We start from the raw sequence: 14,623 nt of genomic DNA on the forward strand, positions 1-14,623 counted from the left end.
CTGATCGATCCGTCCGCAGTCGTTGTCCGATTTTCTCCCCGACAGACAGTCAGGTCACCCGCCGAACAGTTCCCGAGCGTTACACCGCTGGGTGGCGTACGAGTGGTACTCCGATGACGACCACTGACCACGAACTCCGCGAGCGCATCGAACGCGTGGAAACCGCCGAAAGCGGCGACACGGATCTGCTCACGCTCGCAGTTCCGCCGGACCGGTCACTCGGCGCGGTCCGCGAGGAGATAGAGGAGGACCACGCCGAGGCCGAATACCTAGACGCGGACCACGCTAGCCATGCGGACCGGGACGCTCTCGAACGCGCTCGGCGGGTCCTGCTGGAGTACGATGCGCTCCCGGAGAACGGTCTCGTCGTGTACGCCGGCGACGTCGGCGGCGAGACCGTCTCGCACGTCTTCGACGACCTCCCACACCCCGTTGCGGAGTGGACGTACGAGTTCGACGCCGACCCGCTTGACGGCGCGACGATGCCCGAATCGACCGACGGTCTGGTCGTCGTGGAACGCGGCGCTGCCGTCCTGGGCCGTCTCGTCGGCGACGACCTGACTGTCGAGGAGCGACTGGAGAGTCAGGTGATGGGCAAGACGCGAGCGGGCGGCCAGTCGGCGGCCCGGTTCGAACGGGAGCGGGAGCGACAGAAAGAGGCCTTTTTCGGCGAGGTGGCCGACGAGGCAAAGCGCGCGTTCCTCGGCGACGATCCGGTCGACCGCCTGCTAGTCGGCGGAACGACGGTAACGGCCGACGCGTTTCTGGAGGGCGACTACCTCGACTACCGACTCGAAGAGCGGATCGAGGGCGGCACGTTCCCGGTCGAGTACGCCTCGGAGCAGGGGCTTCGCCAACTCGTCGACCGGGCCGAAGAGGAACTGCTCGACCCCGAGCAGCGGGCCGCACGCGACGCCGTAGACGAGTTTTACACCGCACTGAAGGAGGACGGCGAGACGGTCGTGTACGGGCGCGACGTGACCGAGGAGGCCCTGGAGTTCGGAGCCGTCGAGACGATGCTGCTCGCCGATTCGCTGTCCGTCGAAGACGTGACCGAACTGGAGGAGGCGGCGGCCGAAGAGGGGGGCGAGACGGTCGTCGTTTCGACGGACTTCGAGGGCGGTCAGCGCTTCGCGGAGGCCTTCGGCGGCGTCGGCGCGCTCCTTCGGTTTCCTATCGAGTGACGGAGACGTTCCGGTTTCAGCGGCAGGTTCTTTTTCCCGGGCGCGGATACACCGTCATGGTTCAGATCGGCGGTACGGCACCGGATTTCACGCTCTCCGGCGTCGAGGGGCGCGAGCCGGAGATGTACGAACTGGTCCGCTTCGTCGAGGACGTAGCGGGGGCGGTTCTCGCGTTCGTTCCGTCCGCCCACGCCCCGGTCTGCCGGGACGAACTCCGGGCGCTCGGCGAGTCGGAGTGGGCCGAGCGAGACGACGTGCTCGTGTGGGGTCTCACGGGCGACAGCGTCTTCGCGAACGCGAGGGCGTACGAGGATCTCGCGCTGAACTACCCCGTTCTCAGCGACTTCCACGCCGGCGTCGCCGACGCGTACGGCGTTAGTCTGGACGACTGGCACGGCCACCGCGACATCCCCGGTCGGGCGCTGTTCGTGGTAGACTCCGATTGGACGGTTCGACACGCCCGGTCGTTCGCCGACCCGTTCGAAGTGCCGGACGAGTCACCGTTCGACGGTGCCGCCGCGGCGCTCGCCGAACTGGGCGTCGACGTCGACGCGCCCGAAGTCGAGTACCGCGTCGGGTAGCGACACTGTCGGACGGAGGTCCACGACGACTGTCGACACGCCGAGATATCGAACCTCGTCACGACGCTCCGTCAAACAGTATGACCCGAGCGGACCCGTCACCGGCGGGGAGCGTCGCGCGGGGTTCGCAAATATTGTAAATAGAAAAGGGTTTCAGACGACCCGTCGCAGGATCGTTTATGAAAGTCCGCATCGGTCAGGCGGCCAGCGAGGAAGAGGCTTCCGCTATCGCGGCGGCGCTCGCGGAACACGTCGGCGACTCCGTGGAGGTGTACGCGGGCGACGACGAACTCGTCGCTAGCCACGAGGTTACCGACAGCGGCGACGACGCGCCGGCGGAGACGGACGACCTGGGACCGACGGAACGCGAGGAGAAAATCAGGGAGGAGATAGCGGACATCGAGGCGGGCGGTCCGAAGAAGTACCGCGACCGCCTCGAAGAGCAGGGGAAACTGTTCGTCCGCGACCGGCTCGACCTCTGGTTCGGCGACGAGGACGACGCGGACGGGACCAGCGGCGAGACCGGGTCCGGTGCCGCCGGCGGTATCCACTTCGAGGACGGGAAGTTCGCCAACTTCGACGCCTGGCACCCCGACGGAACGGACGGGAGCGAGGACGACGGCGACCGCCTGCCGGGCGACGGTCTACTGACCGGTGCGGCCGAGTTCGAAGGCCGAAACCTCCACTTCATGGCCAACGACTTCACCGTGAAGGCTGGGAGCATGGCCGAGAAAGGCGTCGAGAAGTTCCTCAGGATGCAACAGCGCGCGCTCAAGAGCGGGCGACCCGTGCTGTACCTGATGGACTCCTCCGGCGCGCGGATAGACCAGCAGCGGGGTTTCTTCGCCAACCGTGAGGGGATCGGAAAGTACTACTACAACCACTCGATGCTCTCCGGGCGCGTTCCACAGATCTGCGTGCTCTACGGCCCCTGCATCGCCGGCGCGGCCTACACTCCAGTCTTCTCCGATTTCACGGTGATGGTAGAGGGCGTGAGCGCGATGGCTATCGCCAGCCCCCGGATGGTCAAGATGGTCACCGGCGAGGACATCGACATGCAGGACCTAGGCGGAGCGAAGGTCCACGCCGAACACTCCGGCAGCGCGGACCTGGTGGCACGCGACGAGGAACACGCCCGGGAACTCGTCGCCCAGTTGGTCACGTACCTCCCCGACAGTGCGGACGACGACCCACCACGTAGCGAACCGAAACCCCCGAAGCTGTCGCCGCAGGGTATCGACTCCGTCATCCCGGAGAGCCCGAACAAGGGGTACGACATGGAGGACCTCATCGACCGCGTCGTCGACAGCGGGTCCTACTTCCCTCTCCAACGCGACTACGGAGAGGAGATCATCACCGCGTTCGCCCGCATCGACGGCCGACCGGTCGGCATCGTCGCCAACCAGCCGGCACACCGGGCAGGCGCCATCTTCCCGGACGCTGCGGAGAAGGCCGCCGGGTTCATCTGGACGTGCGACGCGTACAACATCCCGCTGTTGTACCTCTGTGACACGCCCGGATTCATGGCCGGGTCGCAGGTCGAGAAAGACGCCATCCTGGAGAAGGGCAAGAAGTTCATCTACGCGACGTCATCCGCGACGGTGCCGAAACAGACCGTCGTCGCCCGCAAGGCGTACGGCGCGGGCATCTACGCGATGGGCGGTCCGGCCTACGACCCCGAATCGACGATCGCACTCCCCAGCGGCGAGATCGCGGTCATGGGTCCCGAAGCGGCCATCAACGCGGTGTATCGCCGGAAGATAGACGAGATCGACGACGAGGCCGAACGCGAGCGGTTCGTCGAGGAAAAGCGCGAGGAGTACCGCCACGACATCGACGCCCACCGGATGGCGAGCGAGGTCGTCATCGACGACATCGTCCCGCCGAGCGAACTCCGCGACGAACTCGCCGCGCGGTTCGCGTTCTACGAGGGCGTCGAAAAGGACCTCCCCGACAAGAAACACGGGACGATACTCTAGTCGTCCTCCGCGCCGGACTTCTCGCCCCGTAATTCGACGGTGTCGTGGCGCACGACGAACGGTCCGGCACCGAGGGTGCGGCGAGCGACGACGGTGCTACGGATGAGAAACGAAGTGAAGACGATGTACGGTGCCAGGGCGAACGTGTACGCGAAGATGACGTAGATCATCAGCGGGTCGACGCCGAGTATCTGTACGTCGGGTATCTGGGCGGCGTCGAGCGCAAGCAGGAAATGCGACAGGAAGACGATCGCGGGCAACGAAACGTACAACAGCGTGTTCGAGAGGTTCGCGAACTCCTGCTCGTAGTAGAGCGTCTTGAAGTACCCCCGTCCGGTCGCGAAATACTTCAGCGCCTCGAGGAACTCGCCGATGATCTCGTCCGCTGCCTCCGGGAGAACGTCGTCGTGTTTCGCGCGTAGTTGTCGCACCGCGTACAGCTGCCAGGAGTAATCGTAGCTCAACCCGGCCAGGAGGATGTCCGCCGTGCCCGAGGAGTCCCCTTCCAGTTGGGTATCCACCTCGTCGATGTGAGTGAGCACTTTCGCGGTGAACGCGTCTACGTCGGCCCGAAGTTCGTCGTCCGGAACCTCGGCGCAGATCTCCTGTAAGTCCGTTACCCGGTCCGAGAGGGTATCGAGCAAGACGTCGAGAAACGCCGGCGGCGTCGTCGGCGCGACGCCCTCGCTGACGTACTCCTCGATACTGCGGCTGAACTCCATCGACGATTCGATCCGGCCCTGTTGCTGTTCCAGCGACGTTAGCTCCTGTGACAGGACGATAGAGTTGACCGAGACGACGATAGAGACCAGCAGGATGATCCCCGAAAGCATCGTGTTGAACAGCGTCTGGACGGTCGTCGTCTCGGTCAGTAGCGTGCGCATCTCGAGAGGCCTGAACATTCCCCACGCGAAAAGCGAGATGAACACGACGGCGAGCAAGACGAGTGCAACGGCGAGGCGGTTTCCCGTGATCAGGAACCACTGTCGGAACCCGGTTTCCTCCTCTAATCGGAGGAACGAGGGCACGTGCTCGTCGAAGTCGATCTCGTCGATCGCCTCCCGTTCCTCCGCCAGAACCTCCCGTCGGTCACTCATTGTCGGTGCGGTGTTCGAAACGTACCACGCCGACTGCGAAAAGGTCGCGGACCTACCGCTCGCTGATCATAACTGTCCGGAGAACTCATCAGTGGCGCTCAGAGCGTCGCAAACCGGTGAACCGATATTCCCGATGGAGGTCAGCGAAAGACCGAGATGAATTACGATCCCTCTCAGGCGTCAGGCGCTTTTTTCGCCAGCACGGTCCGGTCGAATTCACAGACGAGTTCGTCCTCGCGGTTGACCGCGTACGCTTCGACGTGCATGGTGACGACGCCGCGCTCACCGTCGCTCGTCTCCCGTTTGTCCGTCACCGTCGACTGCACGCGGAGCGTATCGCCGTGAAAAACCGGAGCGGGATGTTCTACGTCGTCGTACGAGAGGTTAGCGACGATAGTGCCGTCGGTCGTTTCCGGGATGGTCAGCCCCACCGCGAGACTCATCGTATACAGGCCGTTGACGAGGCGTTCGCCGAACTGCGTGTCCGCGGAGAACTCGGCGTCCAGATGGAGCGGTTGCTGGTTCATCGTCATATCGCAGAACGCCTGGTTGTCCCGTTCGCTCACCGTCCGCCGCTTGTCGTGTTCGATGGTCTCGCCGACCTCGAACTGCTCGTAGTACCGGCCGGGCATAGATCCGACCGACGGGAACCGGGAAGAAAAGCGCACCGACTTTCATACCGTTGCCCGCCAGTGAGTGATTCCGCCGTGACGGCTCCGTCATCACGAGCCGACAGAATCAGTCGGCTTCGACGTGAACGCGATTGACGCTCAGGTGCAGGTGAGTGACCCGCGGGATCGACTCGTCGACCGGCAGGGGGTCAACGCCTCGCAGGGCCTCGTCGAAGTGAATAGACCCCTGTTGGATGTCCGCTTGACCGCCCACGATACCGCCGTACACTTCGACGTGGTTGTCGATGCTGACGCCGCCGGATCCGTCACCGGTCGTCGGAGCGTAGATCGCACCGATGTACTCCGGGCTATTGCTCTTCCCGTTCCCGTCGAAGTCGACATCCGTCTCGGGCGTTCCGTACACCCACATCTTGGTGGCGTTGTCTTTGGGGACGTACACGGACGCCTGATCGTTCATCGTCAAGTCGTCGAGAATGTAGATGCGGACGGTTCCCTGACCGTCGACGGTGATGTTCGCGTCCTCGTCCATCGTGAGGCTGTCCTCGACGCCGACGTAGACGTTGCCGTCCGTCGTGTCGAAGGTCAGGTTATCGCCGTTGCTCATCGCCAAGTCGCCGTTGACGTAGTACCGCCGACCGTCAGGATCGCTGGGAAGCGTTATATCGCCCCCGTTGTTCCCGAAGTCGAGTCGGTCGTTACTCGTAAAGGCCCAACCTTCCTCGTTGTTGTCGTTGATTGTCCCGTTGCTGAACTGGTCGACTCGACCTTCCACGTACGCTCGAATGGTCGGGGTGCTGTTGACCGACGCGTTGTTCGCTATCCACCCGTCCACAGCACCTGCCTTGAACTTGTTGCCTCTCACGCCGCCGTAGGAGACGTTTCCTGTGATCGTGGCGGCGGACGCCTGGATCGCGATGTCGCTGCCGACGATGATGTCTCCGTACACCTCGCCGTTGCTCTGGACGTCGACGTTGCCGGCCGTCCGGATCGACCCGTTTTCAGTGTTCTGGGCGGCGTAGGTGGCTTTCGAGGAGTTGTAACTGTCGACTGTCGCAGTCCCGCCCCCGGCACCGATAGTGAGGTCCGTGTCCGACCCGGTCTGGAACAGGCCCTGCTGGAGGCTATCGCGGTCCCGAGGCGAAATGAGAACGATACTGACCTCCTTGTTTGCGTGATCGTAGTCCGCGATCCCACCGGTCAACTGTTCGAGGTAGTCCCCCCAGGCCAGATAATACTCGCTCTGGATGGTGAGTCTGATCTGTCCGCTCAGGATGGGGTTCGAGCGGTTCTCGTTACCGCGAATCGGATATCGGAGTTCGGTTCCGTTATCGGAGATGGTGAGCGAGTCGCCCGACGATCTGTTCCCGTCGATTAGCGTCAGCGGAATGGTCGAGGTCGGGTTGTCCTGTTCGCCCCCCTCGTAGTGAATGTCCGGTCGCGAGAGCATTCGGCTGCTGTTTTCAGTCGACCGCCAGACGCCACCGCCCTGGTAGGCGATCCGTTCGCCGTCTATCTCGTAAACGACCTGCCCGAGTTCCTCGTCGAGTAGCACCTGTTTCACATTGCCCGTCGTCTCGTTTTCGACGGTGATATTCACGCTGCCGGCCTGGGGTTCGACCCACGTCTCGCCGGCGTCTGAGTCCGTGACCTGAATCTCCTCCGTGTTGTTCGACCCCGCGGCGACGCGGTTCGCCTTGGAGTCTATCTGTGCGAGGGCGTTCTCAGCGTTCTCCAGTTCCGCGTCGTCCTGCGACTCCGATATCGCAGTCGACCCGACGAGAAAGACGGTAGCGGCACCGGTAACAGTGAGACCGACGAGAAGGACAACAGCGATGACTGACGACTGTGCGTGTTCCGCGTCCCGAAGCGATTCGACGGAACTGCCACCACCAGTCGTCATCGTATCAGTAGCCCGGTCTGTCCCGTCGTCCGAAATTTGTGCCGAATTAGTATCTCTCATTATCTCTCTGCGGCATTGATATCGTTTAATCCCCCGCTGTCGCTCGATACCCTCGCCAGTCTGCTATCTCACCGAGACAGAGGTGTCTGATCTACGTAAGTATACCCCATCTGTTAATAACGAACGGATATGATTTATGCGGGGAGGATGTGGGAATTATACTGGCGGGCTGAGTTGCGATGTCTGTCCGTGAACGCACGACAGTCCGCATAGTTTGATAGCCTTCCTCGGCGAATCGGAGATATGGTACGAAGAAGCGTCCTGTTCAGTCCGGGAGACCAACCAGACCTTCTCCGAAAAGCGCCCGGAACGGGCACGGATGTCGTCGTATTCGACCTCGAAGACGCCGTCGCTCCGGCGAGGAAATCCGACGCGCGAACGGCAGTCCACGACGTTCTCGCCGACCCGGAGTTCGATCCCGATTGTGAGGTGTGGGTTCGCGTCAATCCGGTCGGTACGGAGGCCGACGACGACGTCGAAGCGGTGTTTTCCGACGAGGCGATCGGGCGGGTCGACGGGGTTTTGCTTCCGAAAGTGAGCGACGAGGACGACGTGCGAACGCTCGACAGGATACTGAACGAACACGACCGGTCCCTGCCGGTCATGGCGCTCGTCGAGTCGGCCGCCGGCGTGTTACACGCGGAGTCGATCGCCGCTGCCGACCCGACGGACGCGTTACTGTTCGGGGCGGAAGACCTGTCCGCCGATGTGGGTGCGACGCGAACGAGCGATGGGACCGAAGTGCTGTACGCTCGTGAACACGTAGTCCTGGCCGCCAGCGCGGCTGGCATCGACGCTATCGACACTGTACACACGGATATCGAGGACGCCGACGGTCTCCGCGAGGCAACGCAGTTCGCCGTCGAACTGGGGTACGACGGGAAGATGGCGATCCATCCGTCGCAGGTCGACCCGATAAACGACGCGTTCACGCCGGACGAGGGGCGCATTCAGTGGGCGCGCCGTATCGTCGAGGCGACGAGCGATGCGGACGACGGGGTCGTCCGTGTCGATGATGAGATGGTCGACGCACCGCTGATACAACAGGCCGAACGCGTCCTCGAACGGGCGCACGCCGCCGGAGATGTCGATTTTGATTGATTCTGTACCTCGTACGTCCCCATATGCGTATTAGGGGTTGAAGGTACGATATTCATACCGTACCCAATACCTTTTACCCGGAGTGGCCGACCATCAAAGTATGACAGGGGAGACCAACCCGTTCGAAAGTCTACAGGAGCAAATCGACGATGCTGCGGCGCATCTCGATATCAGTGAGGGCATCCAAACCCGCCTCAAAAACCCGGAGCGCGTCCTCGAGACCAACCTTTCCGTCGAGATGGACGACGGGTCCATCGAGGTGTTTCGCGCCTACCGGTCGCAGTTCAACGGCGACCGCGGGCCGTACAAGGGGGGTATCCGCTACCACCCGGGCGTCAACCGCGACGAGGTGAAGGCGCTCTCCGGGTGGATGGTGTACAAGTGTGCGACCGTCGGCATCCCGTACGGCGGCGGCAAGGGAGGGATCACGGTCGACCCGAACGAGTACAGTGAGAGCGAACTGGAACGTCTCACCCGCTCGTTCGCGAAGGAACTCCGTCCGCTCATCGGCGAGGACCGCGACATCCCCGCTCCGGACGTAAACACCGGGCAGCGAGAGATGAACTGGATCAAGGACACGTACGAGACGCTGGAGAACACGACCGCGCCGGGCGTCATCACCGGCAAGGACATTTCCAGCGGCGGCAGCGCCGGCCGCGTCGAGGCGACCGGCCGCTCGACCGTCATCGCCGCCCGCGAGGCGTTCGAGTATCTCGACCGCGACATCTCGGACGCCACCGTTGCCGTCCAGGGCTACGGGAACGCCGGGTGGATCACGGCCAAGCTCATCGCCGAACTTGGCGCGACCGTCGTCGCCGTCTCCGACTCCAGCGGCGGTATCTACAGCGAGGACGGCTTCGACCCCGTCGCCGCCAAGGACCACAAGCGCGAGACCGGCAGCGTGGTCGGCTTCCCCCAGGCTGACGAGGAGATCTCCAACGACGACCTCCTCACCCTCGATGTGGACCTGCTCGTTCCGGCGGCCCTCGAGAACGCTATCGACGGCGACCTCGCCGAAGAGGTCTCCGCCGATCTCATCTCTGAGGCGGCCAACGGCCCGCTCACTCCCGAGGCAGACGACGTGCTCACCGAGAAAGACGTTACCGTCGTCCCCGACATCCTCGCGAACGCCGGCGGCGTCACCGTCTCGTACTTCGAGTGGGTCCAGAACCGTCAGCGCTTCTACTGGTCCGAGGAGAAGGTCAACGACGAACTCGAAGGGATCATCATCGACGCCTTCGACGACCTGACCACCGCGTTCGAGACGCACGACCTTCCGAACTTCCGAACGGCCGCCTACGTCGTCGCCATCCAGCGCGTGCTGGACGCGTATGAACAGTCCGGGAACTGGCCATAGAAAGCACGTGTGAGCGCCTGGCGGTTGGAAATCGGTTTGGGATTCTCGCTACGGCCCGCCAGTTTGCGCGAGTCACCGGGTGAGCGTTGCTCTCCCGAACCGCCACTCGCTCCGCTCGCGAAGACGCCGGCGGTCGCCGCGACACGCTCCGAGTACCTGCCCTTCCCCGTCCGCTGGCGCTGTTCGCTATCGCTCACAGACGCCAGCGCGGCCGAGTGGTTTGCTTCTCTTTACCGGCCGCTCCTCACACATCTCACACCGCAAAACGGCGTGACGGCTAGTCGGCCGTCGCGTTCGGTTGCGCCGCGTCCGATCGGTCGGTCGGTTCGTCGGAGTCCGTGGCGGTCTTTTCGGCGGTCAGCGGGCTTCGCTGGTCGATCTGGCAGTCGAACGCCGGATGTTCGGCGAAATGCCGAACCATCATGTGTCTGCGCGACCCGGTGATCCCGGTGTGTTCGACGTCCGATGCGTCGAACTGGTCGGGCAGGCGGCCGTACAGGCGTTTGACGGCGTCGAAGCTCTCGAACACTTTCGCGTTGCCCGAGGAGTCCGCACCGCGGCGGCTCACCTCGTAGGACCCGTCCTCTCGGAACGTTCCCGCCGTCCGGAAGAACTCGCGGGTCTCCGTGACCGCGTCGCTGATGGCCTCTCGCAGTGCAACAGCGTCGCTACGCGGTAATTCGTGTTCGTCGTCGTCGACTTCGATTACGACCGACTCGCCGTCGTCTGTCGTGGATACCGATACCTCATCGCCGGAGAAGAACTCGATCAGGAGCGGAAGTACTCCGTGTCATGCAACAGTAGTTCGTGAGGGGATGTTTAAAACTCTATCGGCCCGTTGTTTACGCCCGGGGCACACTCCGCGAAACGTTCTCGGTCCTGTCGTCGGTTCCGTTCTCGCTCCCGAGGAGGTCCGTTTCGATCGTCTCTTCGTGCGTGAGTTCGTTCAGCGGTACCCTGATTTCGACCGTCTCGCCAGTTATCGACGACGGGTCATCGAGTTGGACCGTCGCCTCGAACTCGATGCGGAGTTCGGTCACCTCGTCGTTACGGACGTGCGTCACCCACCAGTCGTCGAGGTTCTCGTTCCGGATCGCGGTGCGCGTGGATATCCGTTCGGTCGTTCCCGGCGCGATGACGTACTCTTCCCGACTCGTCCCTTCGCCGACCGTCACGTCGTTCATCGTGATCTCGTATCTCATCTCGGTAACGGTGTAGGGGACGGATTTGGGATTGTACGCGATGAACGACGTATCGATAGGCGTCTCCGATTCGGTGACTTCCCCCCAGTCGCCGCGGGTTTGGTTGACGTATAGCACCGGGTCGTCGACGAGCAGGGTGCTACCGTTGATCGGACGGGTCTCGTTGGAGTTGAACCGCTCTATCATGCTGGTGTTTATCGTCCGCTCTCGTTCGATGGGGACGGTCTGCCCTGCCGCTTGCACCTCAGCGTCGATAGCGACCTCCGTCTGCTCGTCGTTGCGGACGTGAGAGACCCACCAGTCCGGGATCCGCCCGTTGTCCATGTACGTCTCCAGATGAACTGTGCTCCTCCCGGTACCGATGTTGTCTTTCGTTCCTTCCGCCATTTCCACGTCGTTCATCCGAATCGCGTACTCGGCTGAGACGCCCACGAACCCGGTCCCGAACGGGTTGGGATTGTCCAGCGCGAGGTCCGTGGCGACGACCGTCGTCGTCTCGTTGGTCTCGCCGAACTCGTTGTCGACGCTTTCGAGGCTCGGAACCCCGAACACGCCGAGAGCGACGGTCGCACCGAGGGCTACCACGAGAGCCCCGACAGCTGTCACGGCGATCCGGGCTTTGCTACCCAGTAACGCCGATTTGAGCCATGTACTATCCATCGTGCCGGGGATAGCCGCCGTCCGGTATATGCTTTCTCAATAGTATGAACTAAGTTCCCGCCGTTGGAAGGAACGGGTATGACTACAGATACCGTCGTATCGGACAAGGGGATCGGATTTGCGATGTTGTTCTCGTTCCTCGCTGCGGGCGGGGCCGTCGCCATGTTCGCCGGAGCGCCGGAACAGACGGCCGCCTGGGGCTTTGCCGCCGCTATGTTGTTCGCTTCGCTCGCAATCGCTTACATTCACCTCTACTGGTGAGTCCGAACCACAGAAATGGTTATACGTATCACTGCCCTACATTGGAGTGAATACGATGACTGAGTACACCGAAGAGGAACGACGCATCCTCGCCTACCTCCGCGAGAGCGTCTCCCGGGGTGAGCAGTATTTCCGGGCGAAAAACATCGCCGACGCCATCGAGCTATCGGCGAAGCAGGTCGGTGTGCGTCTGCCGCGCCTCGCGGAGAAGAGCGACGAGGTCGATATCGAAAAGTGGGGCCGGGCACGTTCGACGACGTGGAAGGTCACCCAGAGCTAACGTTCCAGCGGACTTTTATCACTACAGGTCGGACCTTCTACCATGACTGTCCGGGTTGAGCGGACGTTCGAGTTCGACGTGTCGCCCGAGCGCGTCTGGAAATTCATCGCCGACCCGGAGAAACGCGCTCGCTCGATAAGCGTCGTCACCGACTTCGAACTGAAAGAAAACGACGGTCGAGAGGCGATCTGGCACGTCGAACTCCCCATTCCCCTGCTCGACGCGTCGGCTAAGGTTCGGACGGAAGACGTCGAACGGGACCCGCCACGGTACGTGAAGTTCGTCGGTCGGTCCAAGATAATGCGCGTTAGCGGCGAACACGAGATTCGGCCGACCGAGAACGGGAGCCGGTTGATCAACACGTTCATCGTGGACGGCCGCCTCCCCGGGGTCGAGCGCTTCTTCGAACGCAACCTAGACAAAGAACTGGACAATCTGGAGACGTCGCTCCGGGCCGACTTCGGCGTCGAAGCATGAAGGTCGCGCTCGCACAGATCCGGATCGAGAGCGGCGAGGTGACTGCTAACGTCGAGCGCGCCGAACAGGCCATCGCGACTGCCGCCGCTGACGGCGCCGACCTCGTTGCGCTCCCGGAGATCTTCAACGTCGGCTACTTCGCCTTCGATCTCTACCACCGCCACGCGGAACCGCTCGACGGTGAGACGCTCACGCGGATAGCCGACGCTGCCGACGACCACGGCATCGGCGTCCTCGCCGGGAGTATCGTTGAGGACCTGGAAGCGACGGACACAGCGTACACCCCGGCCGACGATGGGCTGGCCAACACGTCCGTCCTGTTCGACCGCTCCGGCGAGCGCCGCCTCGTCTACCGGAAACACCACCTGTTCGGCTACGAATCCGCCGAAAACGAACTGCTCGTCCCCGGCGACCGCGTCCAGGTCGCCTCTTTCGAGGACCACACGGTCGCGGTCACCACCTGCTACGACCTCCGGTTCCCCGAACTGTACCGCGAGTTCGCCGACGACGTGACGCTCACGCTCGTCCCGAGCGCCTGGCCGTATCCGCGGGTCGAACACTGGCGGACGCTCTCGCGGGCCCGCGCCATCGAGAACCAGTTCTACGTGGCGACGATAAACGGCAGTGGCGCGTTCGACGACGCGGAACTACTGGGTCGGTCGACCGTCTACGACCCCTGGGGCACGCCGATCGCCAGTAGCGACGACGATCCGACGCTCGTCACCGCCAACGCCGACCCCGACGCGGTCACAGGCGTCCGAACGGAGTTCCCCGCCCTGCGCGACCGTCGCCGCGACTAAGACCGTGGGTTTATTGGGGTTCATACCGTACTCCTGTGTGCCGGTATCCGACGCTTTTCACGTCGAACCGGCAAGCCCGTCGCGCTCGCGTCCACGTCCACTTCCGGAACCGCCCGGGCGGTTCCGATCCGGGGCGTCCCGACCGCATCTTCCATCCTCGTCCTCTTTCCGTACGACACGGAGTAACTTCGCCGGCGGCGGTATCGAGCGGGGTCGCCGCGCGTTCGCATCTGTGCGAAGCTATCTGGTCATTTTGGTCATCTCCGTCCGCTCCTGGCAACTCTCCGACCCGTGAGTCGGGCGAGCATTGCTGGCACGCGCTTCGCAGTGCTCGTCGCTGGAGCCTCTTTGTCCGCGTGTTCGAAACCGCAGTTCGGACACGACCTTTGCTCGGGTCTTCACCGCTCAGACGTCGGATTCTACGAAGGATAGACCGCCGGTCGGTCACGGCCCGACCAGCTCTCACCGCTCACTCGTCGCCTTCTCTGCGGGTGCGATCACGGCTCGCACGCGCCCTGTGGTACTTACCGATTACTCGTCGCCCTCAGTCTTGATGTCGGCCGAGAGGCCCTGGGCCATTTCGATCTCCTTGGAGTTGTTGAGGGTGAAGGCGGTGCGTTCGGTGACGGCCTCGATGACTTCGCGGGCGCTGGGGTAGCCGTTGCCGGATTTTTTGACGCCGCCGAACGGCAACTGGACCTCCGCGCCGATACACGGCAGGTTTGCGTACGCCAGCCCGATCTCCGCGTGGTCGCGGAACCGGTGGATCTGCCGGTAATCCTCCGAAATCACCGCTCCTGCGAGCCCGTACGGCGTATCGTTGTGGATCTCGATCGCACGGTCGATGTCTCCCTCGTACTCCACTAACGCAACGTGCGGGCCGAACACCTCCTCTTTCAGACACCGCAGGTCCTCCTCGTAGTCAGCCTCGTAAACGAACGGCCCCACCCAGTGGCCGTCCTCGTGCCCGTCCGGGATCTCCTCGTCGTCGAGTTCCGTCCGGTCGACCAGCACGTTCGCGCCCTCCTGCTGTGCCAGGTCGTTGTACCGCT

Annotated in this window: 15 protein-coding genes; 9 read left to right on the top strand and 6 right to left on the bottom strand. The window is 63.1% G+C overall.

All coding sequences use genetic code 11. From position 1 onward, the window contains the following. The first annotated feature begins 113 nt into the window (after positions 1–113). From EYW42_RS12400 to EYW42_RS12410, 3 genes are all read left to right on the top strand, one after another. Positions 114–1,184, top strand: coding sequence for a Vms1/Ankzf1 family peptidyl-tRNA hydrolase (locus tag EYW42_RS12400; RefSeq protein ID WP_135535605.1), 1,071 nt, complete (start codon positions 114–116; stop codon positions 1,182–1,184). A gap of 56 nt (positions 1,185–1,240) precedes the next feature. Then, the gene (locus EYW42_RS12405; RefSeq protein ID WP_135535606.1) at positions 1,241–1,765 is read left to right on the top strand and encodes a redoxin domain-containing protein; all 525 of its coding nucleotides are present in this window, start codon (positions 1,241–1,243) and stop codon (positions 1,763–1,765) included. 179 nt (positions 1,766–1,944) lie between these two features. Beyond that, positions 1,945–3,744, top strand: a complete 1,800-nt coding sequence (locus tag EYW42_RS12410) for an acyl-CoA carboxylase subunit beta (RefSeq protein WP_135535607.1) — start codon at positions 1,945–1,947, stop codon at positions 3,742–3,744. On the opposite strand, the gene EYW42_RS12415 is transcribed toward EYW42_RS12410, so the two are convergent. The 3 genes from EYW42_RS12415 to EYW42_RS12425 all read right to left on the bottom strand — a co-directional run bounded on the left by EYW42_RS12415 (position 3,741) and on the right by EYW42_RS12425 (position 7,433). Beyond that, positions 3,741–4,841: a hypothetical protein gene (locus tag EYW42_RS12415; RefSeq protein WP_135535608.1), complete on the bottom strand. Its 1,101-nt coding sequence runs from the start codon at positions 4,839–4,841 to the stop codon at positions 3,741–3,743. The genes EYW42_RS12410 and EYW42_RS12415 overlap by 4 nt on opposite strands. 173 nt (positions 4,842–5,014) lie before the next feature. Beyond that, a complete protein-coding gene (locus tag EYW42_RS12420) occupies positions 5,015–5,473 on the bottom strand; it encodes a MaoC family dehydratase (protein WP_135535609.1) in 459 nt (152 codons plus the stop codon). A 106-nt stretch (positions 5,474–5,579) separates the two neighbouring features. Further along, the gene (locus tag EYW42_RS12425; RefSeq protein WP_135535610.1) at positions 5,580–7,433 is read right to left on the bottom strand and encodes a DUF7289 family protein; all 1,854 of its coding nucleotides are present in this window, start codon (positions 7,431–7,433) and stop codon (positions 5,580–5,582) included. 243 nt (positions 7,434–7,676) lie between these two features. Here EYW42_RS12425 and EYW42_RS12430 point away from each other — a divergent pair, with 243 nt between their 5' ends. Together EYW42_RS12430 and EYW42_RS12435 are read left to right on the top strand one after the other, a co-directional pair. Next, the gene (locus EYW42_RS12430) at positions 7,677–8,534 is read left to right on the top strand and encodes an HpcH/HpaI aldolase/citrate lyase family protein (protein ID WP_135535611.1); all 858 of its coding nucleotides are present in this window, start codon (positions 7,677–7,679) and stop codon (positions 8,532–8,534) included. Between the two features lie 100 nt (positions 8,535–8,634). Then, positions 8,635–9,891, top strand: coding sequence for a Glu/Leu/Phe/Val family dehydrogenase (locus tag EYW42_RS12435; RefSeq protein WP_135535612.1), 1,257 nt, complete (start codon positions 8,635–8,637; stop codon positions 9,889–9,891). A gap of 277 nt (positions 9,892–10,168) precedes the next feature. On the opposite strand, the gene EYW42_RS20140 is transcribed toward EYW42_RS12435, so the two are convergent. Together EYW42_RS20140 and EYW42_RS12445 are read right to left on the bottom strand one after the other, a co-directional pair. After that, positions 10,169–10,597, bottom strand: a complete 429-nt coding sequence (locus EYW42_RS20140) for a DUF7528 family protein (RefSeq protein WP_135535613.1) — start codon at positions 10,595–10,597, stop codon at positions 10,169–10,171. A 136-nt stretch (positions 10,598–10,733) separates the two neighbouring features. Then, entirely contained in the window at positions 10,734–11,753 is a 1,020-nt protein-coding gene (locus tag EYW42_RS12445; RefSeq protein ID WP_135535614.1) for an LEA type 2 family protein, read from the bottom strand. Between the two features lie 78 nt (positions 11,754–11,831). Between EYW42_RS12445 and EYW42_RS12450 the strand changes: the two genes are divergently transcribed. The 4 genes from EYW42_RS12450 to EYW42_RS12465 are packed head-to-tail and all read left to right on the top strand — an operon-like array spanning position 11,832 to position 13,571. Next, positions 11,832–12,014: a DUF7525 family protein gene (locus tag EYW42_RS12450; protein ID WP_135535615.1), complete on the top strand. Its 183-nt coding sequence runs from the start codon at positions 11,832–11,834 to the stop codon at positions 12,012–12,014. A gap of 55 nt (positions 12,015–12,069) precedes the next feature. After that, on the top strand, positions 12,070–12,294 hold the full coding sequence (locus EYW42_RS12455; protein WP_121819898.1) for a DUF7123 family protein: 225 nt from the start codon (positions 12,070–12,072) through the stop codon (positions 12,292–12,294). A gap of 42 nt (positions 12,295–12,336) precedes the next feature. Continuing rightward, the gene (locus EYW42_RS12460) at positions 12,337–12,771 is read left to right on the top strand and encodes an SRPBCC family protein (protein ID WP_135535616.1); all 435 of its coding nucleotides are present in this window, start codon (positions 12,337–12,339) and stop codon (positions 12,769–12,771) included. After that, positions 12,768–13,571: a nitrilase-related carbon-nitrogen hydrolase gene (locus EYW42_RS12465; protein WP_135535617.1), complete on the top strand. Its 804-nt coding sequence runs from the start codon at positions 12,768–12,770 to the stop codon at positions 13,569–13,571. Before EYW42_RS12460 ends, EYW42_RS12465 begins: the two co-directional genes overlap by 4 nt. A 531-nt stretch (positions 13,572–14,102) precedes the next feature. Here the strand turns inward: EYW42_RS12465 and EYW42_RS12470 are convergent. Continuing rightward, a partial coding sequence (locus EYW42_RS12470) for an aldehyde dehydrogenase family protein (protein ID WP_135535618.1) occupies positions 14,103–14,623 on the bottom strand: 521 nt, incomplete at its 5' end.

Origin of the sequence: Halostella pelagica (assembly GCF_004762015.1) — an archaeon.
GTDB classification, from domain to species: domain Archaea; phylum Halobacteriota; class Halobacteria; order Halobacteriales; family Natronoarchaeaceae; genus Halostella; species Halostella pelagica.

What these genes read in the sequence shown, in the direction of transcription:
- EYW42_RS12400 (WP_135535605.1), top strand. Translation starts at nt 114, where the DNA reads ATGACGACCACTGACCACGAACTCCGCGAGCGCATCGAACGCGTGGAA.
- EYW42_RS12405 (WP_135535606.1), top strand. Translation starts at nt 1,241, where the DNA reads ATGGTTCAGATCGGCGGTACGGCACCGGATTTCACGCTCTCCGGCGTC.
- EYW42_RS12410 (WP_135535607.1), top strand. Translation starts at nt 1,945, where the DNA reads ATGAAAGTCCGCATCGGTCAGGCGGCCAGCGAGGAAGAGGCTTCCGCT.
- EYW42_RS12415 (WP_135535608.1), bottom strand. Translation starts at nt 4,841, where the DNA reads ATGAGTGACCGACGGGAGGTTCTGGCGGAGGAACGGGAGGCGATCGAC.
- EYW42_RS12420 (WP_135535609.1), bottom strand. Translation starts at nt 5,473, where the DNA reads ATGCCCGGCCGGTACTACGAGCAGTTCGAGGTCGGCGAGACCATCGAA.
- EYW42_RS12425 (WP_135535610.1), bottom strand. Translation starts at nt 7,433, where the DNA reads ATGAGAGATACTAATTCGGCACAAATTTCGGACGACGGGACAGACCGG.
- EYW42_RS12430 (WP_135535611.1), top strand. Translation starts at nt 7,677, where the DNA reads ATGGTACGAAGAAGCGTCCTGTTCAGTCCGGGAGACCAACCAGACCTT.
- EYW42_RS12435 (WP_135535612.1), top strand. Translation starts at nt 8,635, where the DNA reads ATGACAGGGGAGACCAACCCGTTCGAAAGTCTACAGGAGCAAATCGAC.
- EYW42_RS12445 (WP_135535614.1), bottom strand. Translation starts at nt 11,753, where the DNA reads ATGGATAGTACATGGCTCAAATCGGCGTTACTGGGTAGCAAAGCCCGG.
- EYW42_RS12450 (WP_135535615.1), top strand. Translation starts at nt 11,832, where the DNA reads ATGACTACAGATACCGTCGTATCGGACAAGGGGATCGGATTTGCGATG.
- EYW42_RS12455 (WP_121819898.1), top strand. Translation starts at nt 12,070, where the DNA reads ATGACTGAGTACACCGAAGAGGAACGACGCATCCTCGCCTACCTCCGC.
- EYW42_RS12460 (WP_135535616.1), top strand. Translation starts at nt 12,337, where the DNA reads ATGACTGTCCGGGTTGAGCGGACGTTCGAGTTCGACGTGTCGCCCGAG.
- EYW42_RS12465 (WP_135535617.1), top strand. Translation starts at nt 12,768, where the DNA reads ATGAAGGTCGCGCTCGCACAGATCCGGATCGAGAGCGGCGAGGTGACT.